The organism is Streptomyces sp. NPDC059534 (genome assembly GCF_042743475.1).
Lineage (GTDB): Bacteria > Actinomycetota > Actinomycetes > Streptomycetales > Streptomycetaceae > Streptomyces.
Map to the genome: position 1 here is coordinate 132489 of NZ_JBHWAQ010000019.1, position 18547 is coordinate 151035.

Sequence of the window (18547 nt, forward strand, 5' to 3'; positions counted from 1 at the left end):
GGGTTAAGCGGCGATCTGGCGGCCTAACGACCGATTCGGGTCGTTTCTGTCGTGGTCTGATCGGTGCCCTCGTGGAGTGCGTTCAGCAGTCGCTTCGCCTGGGTGGCGAGCTGCGTGGAACCGCCCCGCGCCACCAGCCCGGCCAGCCCTGACGGTACGCCACCCGCACCGCACCGCTCCACGCAGTCGGCCGCCACCGCGAGCACCTCACCGAGCCCCCGGACCGGCTTCTCCACGGCCAGCGTCACCGGCAGCGTCGCCGCGAGCACCTCCCAGACCGTCCCGTACGCCCCGGCGGCCGCCGCCGTCCGGGCCGCGTCCGCCAGCCGGTTCGGCAGGGCCGAGCCCTCGGCGACCAGCCACCCCAGCTCCTCGCCCACCCCACGCGTGTCCAGATCGCCCCGGGCCGCGAGCACGAGCAGCGCGTCCACCGCCCGCAGCCGGTCGTCCGCGTGCCCGCCGCCCAGCGCGAGCGCCAGGGAGAGGGCCACGGCACGTCCGACCCGCCCCTCGCCCTCGGCCATCCCGGTCAGCGGATCGGCCGACTCCCGCCCGCTGCCGATGCCCGACGCCAGCGAGGGAAGGACGCAGGCCGCGAGCACCTCACGGTCGGCCGGCAGGACCGAGGCCCAGTGCTCATGGCCCTGCACCGGGCGGTAGTCGCGGACGGACGTCACCTCGGGCGCCCCGCCCAGCCACCGGAACGCGGGCGGGAACTCCTCCCGCAGCACGGCGCGGTCGGCGAAGTCGACCACCATCCGGTCGCGCACCCACCACCTCTGCAGCGTCCGGTCGTCCTCCCGCGGCAGGAACCGTACGGTCGCCGCCATCGGCTCGTCCGTCCGCAGCCACGCGGCGAGCCGCCGCCCGGCCCGGGTGTCCAGCGCCGCCGCCTCCATGGCCGCCCGCCCGCTCTCCGGGCCGGTCCGCAGAACCCTCAGCAGGGCCTGCGCCAGGTCGGCAGCGGCGGGCTCGACGCCCGCGTCCCGATAGGCGCGCAGCCGCTCCACGAGCACGAGCGGGTCGACGGCGCCGGTCTCCAGGGTCGGCGCCGCGAGCAGGAAGGGAAGCGCGTCCGTGCCGATCAGCGCGGCGGCCTCCCACAGCCGGGTGTCCGTGATCTCCGTCAGCGCCTGGTGGAGGGAGGCCGGCGGCTCCTGACCCCGCGCGAGGCGGTCGTCGATCCACGAGCGCTCCACCAGGCCGAGCAGCCCCGCGAGCACCGCGTGGACCCCGTGGGACTCGTACGCGAAGTGGTAGGGCTGCTGCCAGTCCGTGGTGGTGAACGCCTCCCGCACGGCCCGCGTCACACCCTCCCGGTCACGGTGCGCGTGCCGCACCAGACCGTCGAGGGCCCGCTCGAACCGCACCGGATCGTCGGAGACCCCCTTCGCCAGCAGCTGCTCCACCAGCGCCTCGACCGTCGTCGCCGACGGCTCGACCGGCCGGGGCACGGGCACCGGCGGCAGGATCTCCTCGTACGGCTCGCGGCTCTCCGCGGCCAGGGCCTCCCCGAACAGCTCCACGGCGGCCTGGCGGTGAGCCGGGCTCAGCAGACCCGCCTGACCGGCCAGCTCCCCTCGTACCGCAGCGTCCACCGACGGCAGATGGCGGCCCACCAGCTTCAGCGCCCGGCCCTGGAGTGCGGTGTCCTCGTGCCCGAAGAGCTCCGCCACGGCGGGCAGCAGCGCGTCGGCCGCGCCGGGCTCCCGCGCCAGTACCTTGCCGACCAGGACCAGTTGCGCCTGCATCAGCTTCTTCTCGGTACGGAAGAGCACCGCACTCGTCAGCTCGGCCAGCGCGGCGACCGACAGCGATCCGGCCGCCGCCAGGTCCCCCAGGACCTCCTGCGCGTACCCCGCGACCGGCGACGGAGCGTCCGCCGCGATCCCGATCAGGTCCGCGACCCGCTCCCGGAACTCGTCCAGGGGCGGTGCGACCAGCCGCAGCACGTCCAGCGGGAACCGCAGATCGTGGAGGCGACCGCCCCGCAGCAGCCGGGAGACGGCGGCGTCCACGACCTCGCTCCGGTCCAGCCGGCCCTCGCCGACGAGCGTCGCGATCGCCGTGGGCCAGTGCCTCGGCGAGTCCGCCTCGGCCGTCCAGGTCACCTGCTCCGGGGGCTCCGGCATGGTCACGGCGTGGAGAGCGAGGACCGGTGTCTGCGGATCCGCCCGCAGCCGCTCCAGGAGCGGGGGAGAGCCGTCGCCCCGCCGCATCCATCGGCTGCCGGGGGTGACCTCGCGCGCCCAGGCACGGACATAGCCGTCGGACGCCGGCACCGCGCAGCCGGACCGCTCCACCAGGCCGCGGATCAGCCCGTAGCCGTCCTCGGCCACGGTCGGCCGCTCGGCGAGCCGGCCGGCCAGCTCGGCCAGCCACTCCGGCGGGCGGTCGGCCAGCACCTGCAGGACCAGCGGCCCGTCCTGCGAGCGCCAGGCCAGCAGATCGCGCCCGCCGAGCCAGGTCGCCGCGGCCGCCGCCCCCGGGTGACAGCCGGCCCCCGCGGCGTACAGCGCGCGCCGCACGCGGACCGCTTCCCTCTCGCGTCCTCCGTCCCAGCCCTTCACCTCGGTGCGCAGTGCCTTCAGCCGCGTCAGCGCCGCCTTCCGCTCGGCCGCCCCCAGCGGCTCCAGCAGGCCGGGCACCTCCTCGGCGCTTCCCGCCCGAACCGCCTCGATCAGCTTCTCGATGCCCACGGCCTTCTCGGTCCCCACGGCCTTCTCGGTCCCCACATGCTTCTCGGTCCCCACAGCTTTCTCGGTCCCCATGGCCCTCTCGCTTCCCTCGCCCCTTGCCGACCCCTCGGCCTTGCCCGTACCCATGGCGTTCTCCGTCCCCCGCACGCCCGCTCCGTCCCCGGTCGGCCGCGGCTCCGTCCCCCGCGTCCGCACCTCAGGCCCCGTCTCCTGAGGCTCCGTCCCGTGCCCTGTGCCCTGCGGATCCATCCCGCCCCCGGTCATCGCACCGCTCCCGGCGCCGTGTCGGCGACGACCGCGCCGCTCCGGACCATCCGCACGGCGAGCGCGTGCTTGCACGGACCGCGCCGCCCCTGGTGGTCGGCCCACCACCGGCAGGTGCAGCTCAGTACGCCGTCCGACTCCCTTACCCGGTACCGCCGTTCCTCCGACGTCACCGTCGCCAGGCGGCCGTCGAGTTCGACCGCGCCCTTTGCCACCAGCCGCCGCGCGTCCACCAGGCGCGGGTTGTGCCGCTCGGCGCGGTCCGCGTCGTAGGGCAGCTCGCGGTGGAAGAAGGACGCGTCCGCCACGTCGTACCCCACGCGGCCGGCGGTGCCGAGCCGGGTGAGCGCCGCGCGCACCCGGTCGACCGTGAGCCCGGCCCGCGCCGCGAGCTCCGCCGGGTCGATCCTCGGCTCCCACGCCAGCAGCACCGCGACCAGTTCGGCGTCCTGTGCCGCCTCCTCCGTCGCCAGGGCCTCCAGGACCCCGCCCTCGCCGGAGAAGCCCCGCGCCGGGTCGGGCGACAGCGTCAGGGTGAGCCGCATGCCCGGCAGGGTCACCTCCCAGGCGCTCGCCGCGGCCGCGCCGTCCGGCACCGGCCCGTACACCCGCAGCCCCGTGGCGTGCCGCAGGACGCGCTCCAGGGCGACCAGCCGGTCCGGCCCCGGCAGGCACACCGCGCCCGGGCCCGGCCGCGTCGTCGGACGCAGGGCCCGGCCCGACGGCACGATCCACAGCGGTGCGCGCCCCCGGCTCTGCGCGCGCGGCAGGGAGCGCAGGAACCGGACGGCCTCCGGGCCGGTCAGCTCGGCCCGCAGATCGAACCGGGCCGAGGCGACCTGCGCCTCGGCGAAGCCCCGCAGCCAGCGGTCCGGCAGCGGCACCTTCTTCTCCACGACCGCACCCGCGAGGGTGGTCACCGCCAGCTCCTCCGGGCCGACCCGCAGATGCAGCGGCTCGTCCCCGGTCATCCGGGACAGGGCCTCGCGCAGCGGGTCGTTGACGTCCACATGGGTCGTGCCGTGACCCGTCTCCGTACCGCCGAGCCCCTCGTCGAGCACGTCCAGGCGCGCGTACACCCCGCCACAGCCGGAGAAGGACTCGAACCGCAGCCGGTCCCCGTTCCCCGTCACCACCGGGTCCAGCGAACCGGGCCGCGTCCGCTGGTGGTAGCGGGCCGCGGCCACGTCGGCGACGGCGAGCAGCCCTCCGGCGGCGGCCTGCGGCTCGGCCAGGAAGCCGGAGAAGAAGCCCGGACGGGCCTCGGCACCCCGGGGGGTGAGTCCTTGCGCCGTCTCCAGGCCGAGCCTCCGGCCGGAGTCCGTGGACTCCAGCGCGGAAGGGCGGGCGTAGGCGAGCGCCTGTACGGATCGCGTCATGGAAACGACGGTAGGGCCCGGCACTGACACTCGGCCGTGCCGGGCCCTCCGGACCACTCCTGACGCGCGGACGGCGCTCCCCGGGGCGGGCCGGGCCCCGGCAGCCTCGCTACTGCCCCACGAGCCCCGGCCGCAGGACCTTCGTGAACAGCACCGTGCCGCCCTCGGCCCGCAGGCGCACCGTCAGCTCGCCGCTGTGCCCGTCGATGTCGACCTCCCCGAAGTACTGCGGGCTCTCCATCGGCGACACGTTCGCCCGCTCCGGCGCCCGGACGAACACCCGCTCCGGCCCGAAGGTCGCGTCCAGCACGTTCGCCGGGAAGCCGCCCGCCGCCAGCGGCCCGGACACGAACTCCCAGAAGGGGGCGAAGTCCTGGAACGCCGCGCGCTCCGGCGCGTAGTGCTGGGCGGAGGTGTAGTGCACGTCCGCCGTGAGCCACAGGGTGCCGGTGACGCGCCGGTGCTTGATGTACCGCAGCAGCTCCGCGATCTGGAGCTCGCGGCCCAGCGGTGCGCCCGGATCGCCCTGCGCGACGGCCTCGAAGTTCGCCGCGCCGTCCGGGACGACCAGGCCGAGCGGCATGTCGGCGGCGAGCACCTTCCACACCGCCGTGGACGCCGACAGCTCCCTCTTCAGCCAGGCCAGCTGCTCGGCGCCCAGGATGCCGGTGGTGTCGTCGGCCTGCCGGCCGGGGGAGTTGGCGTTCCGGTGCGAGCGCATGTCGAGGACGAACACGTCGAGCAGCGGCCCGTACCGCACCACCCGGTGCATCCGGCCGTCGCGCCCGCCACCGCGCGCGTGGAGGGTGGACACCGGCGTGTACTCGCCGAAGGCGCGCAGCGCGCGCGAGGCGAGGACGTCCACGTCCTTCTCCGTGTAGCGCGCGTCGTCCAGGATCTGCCCCGGGTACCAGTTGTTGCGCACCTCGTGGTCGTCCCACTGCACCACCGACGGCACCTGCGCGTGGAAGGCGCGGACGTTGTGGTCGAGGAGGTTGTACCGGAAATTGCCCCGGTACTCGTCGAGCGTCTCGGCGACCTTCGACTTCTCGGGGGTCGTGACGTTCCGCCAGATCCGCCCGTCGGGCAGGGTCACGCTCGGCTGGACGACCCCGTCGGCGTAGATCGAGTCGCCGCTGCACAGGAAGAAGTCCGGGTCGAGCCGGCGCATCTCCTCGTACGCGCGGAAGCCGCCGATGTCCGGGTTGATGCCCCAGCCCTGGCCCGCGATGTCGCCCGACCACAGGAAGCGGACCCCGTCGCGCCGCCGGTCCGGTGCCGTACGGAAACTGCCGAGGACCGGCTCGGAGGTGCGGCGCGGGTCGTCCGGGTCGGCGAGGGTGACCCGGTAGTGGATCTGCTCGCCGGCCGGCAGACCGCGCAGGGCGGTGGTACCGGTGAAGTCCGTGCCCGCGCCGATCAGCGGCCCGTGGTGGCGGCGTACCCGTCGGAAGGACTCGGTCGCCGAGGTCTCGACGACCATGCGCGCCGGCCGGTCCGACCGCACCCACACCAGACCGGAGGAGGCCGTGACGTCGCCCGTCTGGACGCCCCAGCCGGCCCGGGGGCGGCCGGAGAGCGCGAACGCCGGCGCCGCCGCGAGGCCGGTCCCGCCGAGCGCGAGGGCGGCCGAGGCGGCCAGAGAGCCCCGCAGCAGACCGCGCCGGGCGGGCGAGGGGGAGTCGGGCACGGGGTGGGACATGGGTGGCCTCCGAGATCGTTTCCGGGCGGTCGTGGTGCGCCGCCCCATGCCTAACGGCCGGGAACGGCGCCCACACGAACCCCGCGTGAACAGATCACCCGCACGCGGGCACGGAGGCACGGAGGCACCCGGGCACCCGGGCACCCGAGCGCGCAGGGCACGCAGGGCACGCAGGGCACGCACGCAGGAACGCGCGCACGCGCCCGCGTGTGCCGCACCCGCGATCCCGCCCCACCGTCGCGTCACGCCCCGGCCGCCTCCGCCGCCAGCCGTATCCCGGTCGCGATCGCGGACGGTGCCAGATGCGCGTACCCGATGACGAGCCGTACGTCCCCGTCCTCCGGGCGCGCGGTGCCGTACTCCTCCAGGCGGCGCAGGGCCACCCCGGCCTCCGCCGCCCGGGTCAGGAAGCGCTCCGGGGGCCCGAACCGCCCCGGTACGCGCGCGATGACGTGGAGTCCGGCGGCGACGCCGCTCACCCGGGTGCCGGGCAGGTGCTCCGCGAGGGCGCCGAGGAGCGCGTCGCGCCGCTCCCGGTAGGCGCGTTGGCAGCGGCGCAGCTGCCGGTCGTACCCGCCCCGCGTCACGAACTCCGCGAGCACCGCCTGGTCGAGCACCGGATTGCCGAGGTCCATCGTCCGCTTCCGCTCGACGACGTCGCCGAGCAGCTCCGCCGGGACGAGCATCCAGCCCAGCCGCAGCCCAGGTGCCAGCGACTTGCTGACCGAGCCCGTGTAGACGACCCGCTCCGGATCGAGCCCCTGGAGCGCGCCCACCGGCGCGCGGTCGTACCGGAAGTCGCCGTCGTAGTCGTCCTCCAGGACGTACCCGTCCACCGCCCGCGCCCAGTCGAGGAGCGCGGCGCGCCGTCCGGCCGACCAGCTGATCCCGGAGGGGAACTGGTGCGAGGGCGTGACCACCACCGCCCGCACGCGCGAAGCGGCGAGCGGCCCGGGACGCAGCCCCTCCTCGTCCAGCGGGAGCCAGACCGTGTCCATCCCGGTGGAGGCGAACAGCCGCGCGTGCTCGGGACTGCCGGGGTCCTCGACGCCGATCTCGGACAGGCCCCGGGCCCGGAGGACGAAGCCCAGCAGGGTCGACGCCTGCGCCACGCCCGAGCAGACCACGAGCCGCTCCGGATCGGCCACCACGCCCCGCCGCCGCGCCAGCATCCCGGCCAGCGCCTCGCGCAGCTCGGGCAGTCCGCGGGGATCGGGGTAGCCGAGCGCCGGATGGGGCAGCCGAGCCAGAACGGACCGCTGCGCGGCCCCCCACGCGGCTCGGGGGAACAGCGACAGGTCCGGGGTCCCCGGACGGAAGTCCACCCGTACGCCCGAGGCGCCCGCCGCCGGATCGCGGACACCGCGCACCGCCGCCCTGGCCGCGCCGCCCACCCAGGTTCCCGCGCCCCGGTCGCTGCGCAGGTACCCCTCGGCGGTGAGCTGTTCGTACGCCTCGGTGACCAGGCCGCGCGAGACGCCCAGGTCGGTGGCGAGCTCCCGGGTCGACGGCAGCCGGGTCCCGGCCGCGAGCCGCCCCGACCGCACCGCCTCGCGCAGCGCCTCCTGGAGCGCCCGGCCGCGCCCCCGGGCAGGAGCTCCCGCGGCGGGGAGCAGCAGCTCCCAGGCCGCCTTTCCGTGGCTCGTCATTCGGTAGGGCCCCCTCGCTCTTCGCGCCGGGTCCCCGTGCGTCCCGGCGGAGCTCCATGATTCGGCATCTACGGCGATCGGGTGCACCGGCGGTGTGGCGTCGGCCCGTTCCGAGCCGCGTCGACTCCGATGGACGGGTGAGCGGACGAACCCCCGGCGGAGGGTCGCCCCGGACCGCGTACCTGCGCGAGGCCCGGCGCAGGCTCCGCCGCGCCCCGGGCACCCCCGGCGGCGACGGTCGCGGCCGGTCGCAGTGGCCCGTGCTCGCCGTGGCGATCCTGCCCGGTCTCGCGGCCCTCGTGGCGCTGCTCTTCACCTGGCGGGAGGTGCGGGTCGCCGAGCAGGGCCAGCTCACCAGCCGGTTCAACGACGCGATCGCCAACCTCGGTTCGCCGTCGCTCGACGTGCGTTTCGGCGGGATCTACGCGCTGGAACGCATCATGCAGGACTCGCGGCGGGACCAGCCCAGGGTCGTCCTGGTCCTCTCCGCCTACGTACGGCGGCACGCGAGCGTTCCCGCGACCGGCTTCGTCAAGGAGCCGGAGGAACCGCCGTCGGGGCAGGACCCGACCATCGTGCGCCCCGCCACGGACGTGGCGGCGGTGGTGAACGTGCTGGCCCACCGCTCGCCCGGCCGCGACGGGGACACGCAGGTCGACTGGAACGGGGCGGACCTCCGGGGACTGTTCCTCACCGCCTGGACCTCCAGGGACCTCGCGCAGTTCCCCGAGGGCGGCGCCTTCCCGCGCGCGCGGGTGCCGCTCGCCTACGTGAACCTCGAACGGGCGGACCTGCGCCACGCCTCCCTGACGGGAGTGGACCTGAGGAACGCGTTCGTCGCCGAGGCCACCCTCCGCCAGTCGCAGCTCCTGCGGGTCGACCTGAGCGACGCCGACCTGAGCCTGGCGGACCTGTCCCTCGCGAACGTCCTGGACTCGGACCTGAGCGGCGCGGACCTCAGCGGCGCGCTCCTGCGGGAGTCGTCCCTGGGACGCTTGGAACTGCCCAACCGGGTCGTGACACCGTGCGACCTGTCCGGCGCCTTGCTCTGGGACGCGGACCTCACCCGGGCGAGCCTCGCCGGAGCGAACCTGACGGGGGCCGTCCTGGCCGACGCCGACCTGACGGACGCGTCCCTGGCGGGGGCCCGTCTCCGCGGCGCCAAGCTCAGCGCGGCGGATCCGTCCCTCCAGGCGAGGATCTTCTCCGGCACCGTCACCGAGAGCGCCGACCTGACCCGCGCCGACCTGAGCGAAGCCGACCTCACGGAGGCCGACCTGCGCGGAGTGAACCTGACCGAAGCCGACCTGAAGGGAGCGAACCTCACCCGCGCGGACCTGCGCGGCGCTCGCCTGACCGGGGCCGACCTCACCGGGGCCACGACCCGGGGGGCCCGCGGCCTGCCGACCTCCGCGGCCCCGGACCGCCCCGGCCCGCAAGGCCCGGCACGATCAGGCCGCGGGGTGCCGGCAAGGCCCGCCCGGCCCCAGGGGTGGCCCGAGACTCACCCGTGACCTGCGGAAAGATCCACGACGGGGTTACCGCGGGTTCCGTCGCCGCGCACACAGGATCGTCACCGAACCGACATACCGAGCGGTCGGAAACCCCCTTACGCGGGGGCTATACCCATGAGTAACGTACGCGGACCACCAGCGCCAACCGCCCGTCCCCCGGGGTGGCAAGGAGCAAGATCGATGTCGTACCACCAGCCTTTCCCCGGCCCACCGCCCGTACCCCAGCACCGGAATGCCGGGCGGCACCGCCAAGAGGCGGCGTCGCAGTCCTGGGAGGGTGGATCGCCGTCCTGGGACACCGATCCGCAGGCAGCCTGGGACTCGGCCCCGCGAGCGTGGGACTCCTCGCCGCAGGGCTGGGACTCCGCGCAGCAGCCCTGGGACGCGTCCCCGCAACCGCCCGCCGCCACCGACGATCGTGATGACCTGCACCGGCTCGGATCGGCTTACCGCAGGCTCCGCCGCGTCGCCACCTTCACCGCGCTCGGCTACTTCGTCATCTTCCTTTTCCTGTCCGGCTACGCCCCCTCGATGATGACCGGCACCCTCACCGGTGGCCTCACCACCGGTCTGGTCCTGGGGCTCCTCCAGCTGCCCGTGGCGCTGGCTGCCATCGCGCTGTACGAGCGGATCGCGCGCAACCACGTCGACCCGCTCGCCGCGGCGATCCGCGAACGCGCCGAGCAGGCGGCCGCGGCAGCCGCGCCCCGGCCGGAACGCCAGAGCCGCTCCGGACGTCCCGTGTGGCAGCAGCCCACCGAAGGTGCGCGCGCATGACCAGCTTCAGCTCCGAGGCCCAGACCATGTCGCTGATGGCGTTCATCGCGGTCATCACCGTCACGCTGCTGCTGTGCGTGATGACCGGCCCCGATCGTGACGACCTGGGCGATTTCTACACCGGCTACCGCTCGCTCTCCCCCGTGCAGAGCGGCCTCGCGATCGCCGGCGACTACATCTCCGCCGGCACCGTGCTCGGCACCATCGGCATCATCGCGCTCGTCGGCTACGACGGCGTCACGCTCGCCCTGAGCACCGCGCTCTCGCTGGTCCTGATGATGTTCCTGCTCGCCGAACCGCTGCGTAACGCCGGCCGGTTCACGATCGGCGACGTCCTCACCCGGCGTCTCCCCGGCCCCGCCGTGCGGATCACCACGGCCGCGGTCACCCTGACCGCACTGCTGCCGCTGGTGGTCTTCCAGCTCGCGGGCGCCGGCGATCTCCTCTCCGTCGTCCTCGGCTTCGACTCCGACGGCTTCAAGACCGGGGCGATCGTGTTCCTGGGCCTGCTGATGATCGCGTACGCGGCGATCGGCGGCATGAAGGGCACCGCCTTCATCCAGATCGTCAAGACCGTCGCCCTGCTCGGCGCGTCCCTCGCGATCGCCGCGCTCATCCTCAACCGCTTCGACTTCAGCCTGCCCTCCCTGCTGGACGCAGCCAAGCGTGGCAGCGGGGCGGGAGACGCCTATCTCGCCTCCGGTCTGCAGTTCGGCGGCAACGAACTCGACATGATCAGCACTCAGTTGACGGTCGTGCTCGGCGCCGCGGTGCTGCCGCAGATCACCATGCGCATGTTCACCGCGCGCAGCGCGGCAGCCGTGCGGCGCTCGATGTCCTGGGCGGTGTCGACCGTCGTCGTGACCTGTCTGCTGATCGCCGTCATCGGCTTCGGCGCGGCGGCGATCGTCGGCCACCAGGGGATCGTCGCCGGCGACCCGCAGGGCAAGACAGCGTTCCTCATGGTCAGCCAGGCCGTCATGGGCACGGACCAGACGACCTTCGAGACACTGCTGTTCACGGCCGTGTCGACAGCCATCTTCCTCACCCTGCTGGCCTCGGTCGCCGGGATCACCCTCGCCTGTGCCAACACCCTGGCGCACGACCTCATCACGCACGGGTTGCGCCGCAAGGCGCGACTGAAGGGCTCCGCAGAGATGGCCATCGCCCGGACCGCCGCGGCGGGCGTCGGGTTCGTGGCGATCGCGATCGCCGCCGGTGCACGGCATCTGAACCTTCAGGCACTGCTGACCCTGTCGTTCTGCATCGGCGCGTCCGCGGTCGCACCGGCCCTCGTCTACAGCCTCTTCTGGCGCCGCTACTCCCGTACGGGACTGCTCCTCACCCTCATCGTGGGCAGCGTCTCCGCGATCATCCTCATGACCGGCAGCAACCTGGTGTCCGGATCGCCCCAGGCGATCTTCCCGGACCAGGACTTCAACTGGTTCCCGTTCACCACGTCGGGCATTCTCTCGGCCCCGCTGGGCTTCCTCGCGGGCTGGCTCGGCACGGTGCTCCACGAACGTGACCCGGCCGACCAGCGCATGCGGTACGAAGCGGTGGAGGAGACGATCCTGGCCGGCACACCCGCGGCGAACAGCGCCTCCGCGTCCTGACGCGCACGCCCCGACGAAAGGGCGCCCGGCCTGAAGTTCCAGGCCGGGCGCCCTTTCGGCTGTCCCGAAGTGCCCAGGGCCTCTGCTGTCCTTTGGGCCGGACACGGGCCAGGCGTAGGGAGAAAGGGACATGGGAAACGCGAACCTACAGCTCCGGCCCCGGCCGGACGGGGCGCCCGAAGTGGTCCTCGATGACGGCGCGGAAGTGGACCTTAACGGGGACCGCTCCGCTTCCTAGCGTCGGGAGCATGAACGCGAACTCCCTGCGCGGGGTCCTGCTCGTCACCCTCGCCTACGCCCTCGTCGGGGCCTCCTTCACCGCGAACAGCCTGCTCGGCGCCTATCCGTACGCGGGTGGGCAGGCGCTGCGCTACGGGGCCGCCTGTCTGCTCCTTCTTCCGTTGCTCGGCCGGGGAGGACTCGCCCCGCTGCGGCTCCTGACCGTCCGTCACTGGCTGCGCCTCGTGGCTCTCGCGGCGGTCGGCATGGTGGGGTTCAACCTCGCCGTGCTCGCCGCCGAGCGGACCGCCGAGCCGGCCGTCCCGGGCGTGCTGGTGGGCTGCGCCCCGGTGGTCGTCGCCGTCCTCGTCCCGCTGACCGAGGGCCGCAGGCCCGCGCCGGCCGTGCTGTACGGGGCGCTGCTCGTCGCCGCCGGCGCGTTCACCGTGCAGGGCTGGGGACGGACGGACCCGGCCGGGATCGGCTGGTCGGTGGCGGCCCTCGCCGGCGAGGTGGGGTTCACCGTGCTCGCCGTGCCGGTCCTGAGGCTGCTCGGGCCGAAGCTGCTGACGGCCGCCGTCTGCGGGGTGGGCGCGGCGGAGGCGGCGCTCGTGGGTCTCGTGGTGGACGGGGCGGGTCTGGTGCGGATGCCGACGGCCGTGGAGGCGGGCGCCCTGGTCTGGCAGGCGGCGCTGGCCACCGTCGTCGGGTTCGTCCTCTTCTACATGGGCGTCCAGCGGGTCGGCATGGAGAGGGCCACTCTCTATACCGGCGCGATCCCGGTCGCGGCCGCGCTGAGCGCCGCCCTGGTCGGGCACGCCGTCTTCGGCCTTCCCCAGGCGGCCGGCAGCCTGCTGGTGGGGGCCGGTGCGGCCCTGGGCACCGGCCTGTTCAGCCGTGGACGCCGGCCGGGGTCAGCGGCTGCCGTCCAGGATCACGCGCGCGACGAGAGCCGGGTCGTCGTTCATGGGCACGTGACCGCAGCCGGGCAGCCGGACGAGCCGCGCGCCGGGCAGGGTGTGCTTGGCGCGGACGCCCTGGCGGCGCAGGAGCAGCCGGTCGCGGGTGCCCCAGGCGACCGTGACGGGGACCGAGGGGACGTCGTCGCGGAACAGCACGCCCCGGCCCGCGGCCAGGGTCTGGTGGAAGCCGGTGGCCTCGCGCAGCGCGAGGGTCTCGGCGACGACCGCCTCGGGTGACCGGCGGCCGGGCCGCGCGTAGATGGTGCTGGTGAGCGCGGTGCGCCCGGCGGACGTACGGGAGAGGCGCTCGATCACCGGCACCGGCAGGGACCGGGCGGCGCCCCGCATGGCGCGCAGCGTCCCGAAGGCGTAGCGGCGCTCGCCCTCGGACCAGAAGCCGGCGGGGGAGAGGGCGGTGACCGACCGGACCCGCTTCTCCCGGCCGAGCTCCAGGGCGAGCAGCCCGCCGAGCGAGTTCCCCGCCACGTGCGGGTGCTCCGCGCCGACGGCCTCGCAGAAGGCGCCGAGCACCGGGACCACGGTGGACAGGTCGTACGGGGAGCCGTCCGGCAGGGCCTCGGAGGCGCCGAAGCCGGGCAGGTCGACGGCGATCACGTCACGGTCGGCGGCCAGGACGTCGAGGACGGGCTCCCATGCCTGCCAGTGGTGCCCGATGCCGTGGAGCAGCAGCAGCGGTTCCCCCGCGCCCCTCCGCTCGTACGTCATCGACGTCGTGCGGGGACCCATGGGGGTCTCGATCGTGAACGCGATCCGTGCGGGCATACCGGCTCCCTGTCCTGAACACCTGGCGTGCGAGGTTCCTTGGACGCCTTGTCAGCAAGACAATTACCGTTCGGTAGCCAGTACTTCAAGACCGTGTCCGAAACTGGACAGGAGGAGGGTCGTCGGCTGGGATGGGCCCGTGCCCACCGATACGCAGACCGACTCCCTGACCGCTCTCTTCGAAGAGCACCGCCCGATACTCCTCGGCGTCGCCTACCGGATGCTCGGCCGAGCCGCCGACGCGGAGGACGTCGTCCAGGAGGCATGGCTGCGCTGGACCGCCGAGGACCGGGCGGCCGTCCGCGAGCCGCGCGCCTTCCTCGTACGGATCACCACCCGGCTCGCCATCGACCGGCTGCGTCACGTCCAGAGCCGCCGCGAGTCCTACGTCGGCCCGTGGCTGCCCGAACCCGTCGTCACCGACTTCGGCCCGTCCGCCCCCGACTCCGCCGAGCGCGCCCTGCTCGCCGACTCCGTCTCGCTCGCCGTCCTCGTCGTCCTCGAATCCCTCTCGCCCCTGGAGCGGGCCGTCTTCGTGCTCCGCGAGGCGTTCGGCTTCCCCTACGGGGAGATCGCCACCGCCCTCGACCGCACCGAGACGGCCGTACGCCAGCTCGCCGGACGGGCCCGCCGCCACGTCGACGAGGGCAAGCCCCGCTACGACGTCGACCCGAACGAGCGCCGCGACCTCACCGAGCGGTTCCTCGCCGCCGCGGCCGGCGGCGACCTCGGCGGGCTCCTCGCCCTGCTCGCCCCCGACGTGCGTCTCGTCGGCGACAGCGGCGGCAAGTCCAAGGCGCCGCTGCGGGTCATCGACGGCGCCGACAAGGTCGGCCGCTTCCTCGCCGCCATCGCCCAGGGCGACGACACCCAGTACGAGATCCGATTCGCCGAGCTCAACGGCGGTCCCGCGGTGGTCGCCCTCGCCGACGGACGGCCCGACACGGTCTTCCAGGTCGAGGTGCGCGACGGACACATCCAGTGCGTATACATCCTCCGCAACCCCGACAAGTTCCAGGGCCTCGCCGGCCTCTGACCGCACCGCCCGTGCCCCGTCCCCCGCCCCGGGAGACGGGGCACCGTGCTGCGCGGGCCTCACGCGGGCGCGAACGTCCTGTGAACGATCCAGGTCAGACGGTCACATTCGGGGGCGTTCGACGGAGGATTGGTCTTGACCAAGGGGGTGGCTCGCCTTATGGTCGCAGAGTTAGTGCAGGAACCTTTAATAAACAAGGGCGCGGAAACGCCGCGGGACACGGCGAATTGCGGAGGATCAGGGTGGGGACCACGCAGCTGGCATCGGTACCGGAACCGAAGTACCAGCACCTCAAGACAGTGATCGGCGAAGCACTCGACTCGGACTTCGCGGTCGGGGAGATCCTTCCCAACGAGCGCGAGCTCGCGGCACGCTTCGGCGTCGCCCGTGCCACGCTGCGCCAGGCCCTGGAGCAGCTGGAGCTGGAAGGCCGGCTCCAGCGCCGCCGCGGCGTCGGCACCACGGTCGCCCCGCCGCGCGTCGGCGTGGACGTCTCCACCACCCAGCACGTCTGGCCGGGTGTCGGCGACGACGCCTGGCAGTCCCTGGACTCGGCCTCCGACGTGGCCCCGGCCGCCGTCGCGCGCGTCCTGGAGACGGTCGCCGAGGAGCGGGTGCACGTCGTCCGCCGCCTCCGCAACTCCCAGGGCCAGCCGGTCGCCGCGGAACTGCTCTACGTGCCCGCGGGCTCGGTCCCCGGCCTGACCGCGATCGACCTGCCCGCCGGACCGGCCCGCGCCCGCGCCGTACTGCGCGAACTCCAGCACCTCGCCCTCGACGGCCAGGACCGCGCCGTGGAGCTCGGCTCCGCCCGCGCCGACGACGCCAAGGAGCTCGACCGGCTGCCCGGCGCTCCCGTCCTCGTCGTCACGACCCGCTACCTCTCCGGAGGGCGTACCGCCGCCGTCTCCGTGGCCACCTACCGCGCCGACACCTGCCGCCTCACCTTCGGCGACTCCGGCGACCTGGTCATGGCCTCGTAGCACCCGCACCACCGCACCCCGTGCGCACCGGCCCGCCGCCAGGAAGTCCTGACGGCGGGCCGTCACCGTTGCGTACGCACCGGCCCGCCGCGAGGACCCGTTGGGGGGCCTTGGGGCCGGCCGCTGCGGCCGGCCCGATCAGGCCGGGCAGGACACCCTCTAGCGGCGGGCCGTCACCGTTCCGTCGACCGCGAAGAGCTGCTCCTCGACGTGGTCGAGGGCGAGCCGCAGGGCGCCGGTGCCTACGGCGGCCTCGCCGAGGAGGGACAGCACCACCCGCGGCGGACGCAGGCAGAACCGGGCCAGCTCCTCGCGGAGCGGCGGCAGGACGCCGTCGAGGCCGGCCGCCCAGCCGCCGACCACGACCAGCTCGGGGTCGATCGCCAGGACCAGCGCCGCCACGTCGTGCACGAGCCGCTGGATGAACCGCTCCACCGCCGCCTCCGCGCGTGCGTCGCCCTTGCGGGCCAGCGCGAAGACCTCGGCGACCGCCTGCTCGTCCAGCGGGTGCAGCGGTTCGTCGGTGGTCGACAGCAGGTGCTCGGGGGTGACCCCGCGGCCCAGCAGGTGCAGGGCGCCGATCTCGCCGGCCGCCCCGCCGTACCCCCGGTGCAGCCGGCCGCCGATGAGCGACCCGGCGCCCGGGCTCAGCCCGGCGAGCACGAAGACGATGTCGTCGGAGTCGGTCGCGGCGCCCTTCCAGTGCTCGGCGACGGCGGCCGCGTTCGCGTCGTTCTCCACGATCACGGGGCAGCGGAAGGACCGCCGCAGCCGCTCGCCGAGCGCGAGGCCCGTCCAGCCCGGCAGCGCCGTGCCCAGGCGCACCGTGCCGTCGGCCTCCACGATGCCGGGGGTGCCGACGCCGACGGCCCGCAGATTGGAGCGGGCGACCCCGGCCCTGCGCAGCACGTCGGCCACGACCGTACGCACCTTGTCCAGGCGCTCGTCCTCGGGCGCCGTCTCCGACACCTCGCGGGACCCCGCGCCGATGATCCGCCCGTCCAGACCGGAGAGCAGCGCGGCCACCCGGTGCGGGCCGATCTCGATGCCGAGCAGATGACCCGCCTCCGCACGGAAGCGGAACCTCCGCGCCGGACGGCCCTGCCGCCTGGCCTCGCCCTCCTCGGGCGCCGACTCGACGACGAGCCCGCCCTCCATGAGACCCTCGACGACCCCCTCGACCGTGGGCCGCGACAGCCCCGTGATCCGGGTCAGGTCCGTGAGCGTGGGCGCGTCGGCGCCACGCAGCGCATGGAGTACCACCGCGGAGTTGATCCGCCGCAGCAGAGACGGATCCCCGCCGGTCAGCCGCCCCACAGTGTGTCCTCCCAGCTCGTGCACCTCTTCGGCGGATGGTACTCAATGGGCCGGGTCGCGGCGAGCGCCGCCCCCGGCCCGACCCCTCCGACGCTCCTGACACGGCGCCAACTGTCAGTGCCGCGCGCTTTACTGGCCCCATGACCACCACGGCCCGCCATCTGGCGACGATCGACTTACTCCGCGCCCGCAGCTTCGACGGGAGCCGGGGCTTCCACCTGGCCGAACTGGCGACCAGCGAGGAGTTCTGGGAGGACGACGGCACGCGCCGGGAAGCCGTCGGGGACCAGTACGAAGCGGAACGGGAGGGGCTCGCCGTCCTCCTCGCCGCGCGCTGGGGCCCGCCCCGACGGCTCCCCCTCGGGCCCGTCCTGGAGCGGTCCATGGAGGGCGAGTCGATACCCGAGCCCTGGTCCACGCTCAGCGGCCACACCCCGGACCTGTACCTGTGGGAGGCCGACGGCGCCTGGATCGGTCTGGGCGTCTCCCAGTGGGACAAGGAACTGCCGTTCCAGCTCCTCGCCGTGGTCACGACGGTCGACCCGCCGGCGGAGCCGCTCCCGGACGGGGACGGCAGCCCTCAGGCGTAGCCGACCGCCGAGTCGACGAAGGTACGGAAGCTCCCGCGCGCGTCATGGCCGCCGAGCGAGCTGCCGCCGGTGCCGGCCGCGAAGAGGAACGGATCGACGTTGTAGCGCTTGTTGCGGAGCCGGGTGAACCCCATGATCACCGGATGCTGGTGGGAGACGTCCCGTGCCCCCGCCCGGGACCGGTAGAAGGTCCAGGAGAGTCCCGGGGCCCGCGCGACGATCGTGTCCCCGAGGTGCAGACCCAGGTCGTAGGCGACGGCGATCCACAGCGGGCGCGGCCGGGCCGATCGCTCCGCGTCCGGCTCGACCTCGGCGAGGTACCAGCCCTCCAGCGCGTCGAGATCCTCGTCCGTCGTGCCGAGCCGCAGTCCGTTCGCCCCGACCAGGGCGGTGAGGGCCGTGAGCCGTTCGTCCTTCGTCGCCATCCGGTGCTCGTACTCCCGGTGGGCGGTCACCGGGGGCATGTCCCCCATCGGGCCGTCCTCCAGCGGCTGGAACGGCCGGTAGTCACCCCACTCCACGGCACTCCTTCGCTACGGGCCGGGCACCTCGGCGGCCTCCCGGAGACGGGCGTACTCCTCGGCCATCGTCGCCGCCGTCCAGTGCGCGTTGAGGCCGCTCGGATTGGGCAGCGCCCAGATCCGGGTGGATCCGATCATGCGCTCCTGCGGCCCGATCGCGGCCTTCGGCTCGCCGAAGGCCACCCGGTACGCGGTGACACCGACGACCGCGAGCCAGCGCGGCGCGAGCCGCTCCACCTTGCCGGCCAGGATCCGCCCGCCCTCGACGTACTCCTCCCGGCTCAGCTCGTCCGCCCGTGCGGTCGGCCGCGCCACCACGTTCGTGATCCCGAGGCCGTACGTCAGGAGCTCCTCCTGCTCGTCGGGCCGCAGCAGCCTCGGCGTGAACCCGGACAGGTGCAGCACCGGCCAGAACCGGTTGCCCGGCCGGGCAAAGTGGTGGCCCGTCGCCGCTGTCATCAGACCCGGGTTGATCCCGCAGAACAGTACGGAAAGGCCGCCCGCGGCCACGTCGGGAACGACGCGGTCGCGGGCGG

The 18547-nt window shown here is 74.3% G+C and carries 14 protein-coding genes and 1 pseudogene; 7 read left to right on the plus strand and 8 right to left on the minus strand.

Annotation, left to right across the window (positions count from 1 at the left end; genetic code table 11):
• Positions 1 to 23 precede the first annotated feature (23 nt).
• The 4 genes from ACFVZH_RS23035 to ACFVZH_RS23050 form a co-directional block, all read right to left on the minus strand.
• Positions 24 to 2771 (minus strand): DUF6493 family protein, encoded by a 2748-nt coding sequence (locus ACFVZH_RS23035; protein WP_384899739.1) that lies wholly within the window; start codon positions 2769 to 2771, stop codon positions 24 to 26.
• A gap of 188 nt (positions 2772 to 2959) precedes the next feature.
• Positions 2960 to 4342 (minus strand): SWIM zinc finger family protein, encoded by a 1383-nt coding sequence (locus tag ACFVZH_RS23040; RefSeq protein ID WP_384899741.1) that lies wholly within the window; start codon positions 4340 to 4342, stop codon positions 2960 to 2962.
• Between the two features lie 109 nt (positions 4343 to 4451).
• On the minus strand, positions 4452 to 6044 hold the full coding sequence (locus ACFVZH_RS23045; RefSeq protein WP_384899743.1) for an alkaline phosphatase D family protein: 1593 nt from the start codon (positions 6042 to 6044) through the stop codon (positions 4452 to 4454).
• A 242-nt stretch (positions 6045 to 6286) separates the two neighbouring features.
• Positions 6287 to 7693 carry a PLP-dependent aminotransferase family protein gene (locus tag ACFVZH_RS23050; RefSeq protein WP_384899745.1) on the minus strand — a complete coding sequence of 469 codons (1407 nt, stop codon included), beginning with the start codon at positions 7691 to 7693 and terminating at the stop codon, positions 6287 to 6289.
• 137 nt (positions 7694 to 7830) lie between these two features.
• Here ACFVZH_RS23050 and ACFVZH_RS23055 point away from each other — a divergent pair, with 137 nt between their 5' ends.
• The 4 genes and pseudogenes from ACFVZH_RS23055 to ACFVZH_RS23070 form a co-directional block, all read left to right on the plus strand.
• A complete protein-coding gene (locus ACFVZH_RS23055) occupies positions 7831 to 9207 on the plus strand; it encodes a pentapeptide repeat-containing protein (RefSeq protein WP_384899747.1) in 1377 nt (458 codons plus the stop codon).
• A gap of 180 nt (positions 9208 to 9387) precedes the next feature.
• The gene (locus ACFVZH_RS23060) at positions 9388 to 9984 is read left to right on the plus strand and encodes a DUF485 domain-containing protein (RefSeq protein ID WP_384899749.1); all 597 of its coding nucleotides are present in this window, start codon (positions 9388 to 9390) and stop codon (positions 9982 to 9984) included.
• Complete coding sequence (locus ACFVZH_RS23065; RefSeq protein ID WP_384899751.1) at positions 9981 to 11600, plus strand: cation acetate symporter; 1620 nt, start codon at positions 9981 to 9983, stop codon at positions 11598 to 11600. Before ACFVZH_RS23060 ends, ACFVZH_RS23065 begins: the two co-directional genes overlap by 4 nt.
• A 248-nt stretch (positions 11601 to 11848) precedes the next feature.
• Positions 11849 to 12685: pseudogene (locus tag ACFVZH_RS23070) on the plus strand (EamA family transporter); the annotation flags it as partial.
• 48 nt (positions 12686 to 12733) lie between these two features.
• Here ACFVZH_RS23070 and ACFVZH_RS23075 read toward each other — a convergent pair.
• On the minus strand, positions 12734 to 13564 hold the full coding sequence (locus tag ACFVZH_RS23075) for an alpha/beta fold hydrolase (RefSeq protein WP_384899752.1): 831 nt from the start codon (positions 13562 to 13564) through the stop codon (positions 12734 to 12736).
• 139 nt (positions 13565 to 13703) lie between these two features.
• Between ACFVZH_RS23075 and ACFVZH_RS23080 the strand changes: the two genes are divergently transcribed.
• Together ACFVZH_RS23080 and ACFVZH_RS23085 are read left to right on the plus strand one after the other, a co-directional pair.
• A complete protein-coding gene (locus ACFVZH_RS23080; RefSeq protein WP_384899754.1) occupies positions 13704 to 14600 on the plus strand; it encodes an RNA polymerase sigma-70 factor in 897 nt (298 codons plus the stop codon).
• Between the two features lie 242 nt (positions 14601 to 14842).
• A complete protein-coding gene (locus tag ACFVZH_RS23085) occupies positions 14843 to 15583 on the plus strand; it encodes a GntR family transcriptional regulator (protein ID WP_384899756.1) in 741 nt (246 codons plus the stop codon).
• Positions 15584 to 15742: 159 nt separating this feature from the next.
• Here the strand turns inward: ACFVZH_RS23085 and ACFVZH_RS23090 are convergent, their stop codons facing one another.
• The gene (locus ACFVZH_RS23090; RefSeq protein ID WP_366301013.1) at positions 15743 to 16900 is read right to left on the minus strand and encodes an ROK family transcriptional regulator; all 1158 of its coding nucleotides are present in this window, start codon (positions 16898 to 16900) and stop codon (positions 15743 to 15745) included.
• A gap of 140 nt (positions 16901 to 17040) precedes the next feature.
• Between ACFVZH_RS23090 and ACFVZH_RS23095 the strand changes: the two genes are divergently transcribed.
• Positions 17041 to 17490 carry a hypothetical protein gene (locus tag ACFVZH_RS23095; protein ID WP_384899758.1) on the plus strand — a complete coding sequence of 150 codons (450 nt, stop codon included), beginning with the start codon at positions 17041 to 17043 and terminating at the stop codon, positions 17488 to 17490.
• Here ACFVZH_RS23095 and ACFVZH_RS23100 read toward each other — a convergent pair.
• Both ACFVZH_RS23100 and mug read right to left on the minus strand, forming a co-directional pair.
• Positions 17481 to 18011 (minus strand): hypothetical protein, encoded by a 531-nt coding sequence (locus tag ACFVZH_RS23100; protein ID WP_384899760.1) that lies wholly within the window; start codon positions 18009 to 18011, stop codon positions 17481 to 17483. The two genes, ACFVZH_RS23095 and ACFVZH_RS23100, sit on opposite strands and share 10 nt — an antisense overlap.
• Positions 18012 to 18023: 12 nt before the next feature.
• On the minus strand, positions 18024 to 18521 hold the full coding sequence (gene mug, locus ACFVZH_RS23105) for a G/U mismatch-specific DNA glycosylase (protein ID WP_384899762.1): 498 nt from the start codon (positions 18519 to 18521) through the stop codon (positions 18024 to 18026).
• Positions 18522 to 18547: the final 26 nt, after the last annotated feature.

What these genes read in the sequence shown, in the direction of transcription:
- ACFVZH_RS23035 (WP_384899739.1), bottom strand. Translation starts at nt 2,771, where the DNA reads ATGGGGACCGAGAAAGCTGTGGGGACCGAGAAGCATGTGGGGACCGAG.
- ACFVZH_RS23040 (WP_384899741.1), bottom strand. Translation starts at nt 4,342, where the DNA reads ATGACGCGATCCGTACAGGCGCTCGCCTACGCCCGCCCTTCCGCGCTG.
- ACFVZH_RS23045 (WP_384899743.1), bottom strand. Translation starts at nt 6,044, where the DNA reads ATGTCCCACCCCGTGCCCGACTCCCCCTCGCCCGCCCGGCGCGGTCTG.
- ACFVZH_RS23050 (WP_384899745.1), bottom strand. Translation starts at nt 7,693, where the DNA reads ATGACGAGCCACGGAAAGGCGGCCTGGGAGCTGCTGCTCCCCGCCGCG.
- ACFVZH_RS23060 (WP_384899749.1), top strand. Translation starts at nt 9,388, where the DNA reads ATGTCGTACCACCAGCCTTTCCCCGGCCCACCGCCCGTACCCCAGCAC.
- ACFVZH_RS23065 (WP_384899751.1), top strand. Translation starts at nt 9,981, where the DNA reads ATGACCAGCTTCAGCTCCGAGGCCCAGACCATGTCGCTGATGGCGTTC.
- ACFVZH_RS23075 (WP_384899752.1), bottom strand. Translation starts at nt 13,564, where the DNA reads ATGCCCGCACGGATCGCGTTCACGATCGAGACCCCCATGGGTCCCCGC.
- ACFVZH_RS23095 (WP_384899758.1), top strand. Translation starts at nt 17,041, where the DNA reads ATGACCACCACGGCCCGCCATCTGGCGACGATCGACTTACTCCGCGCC.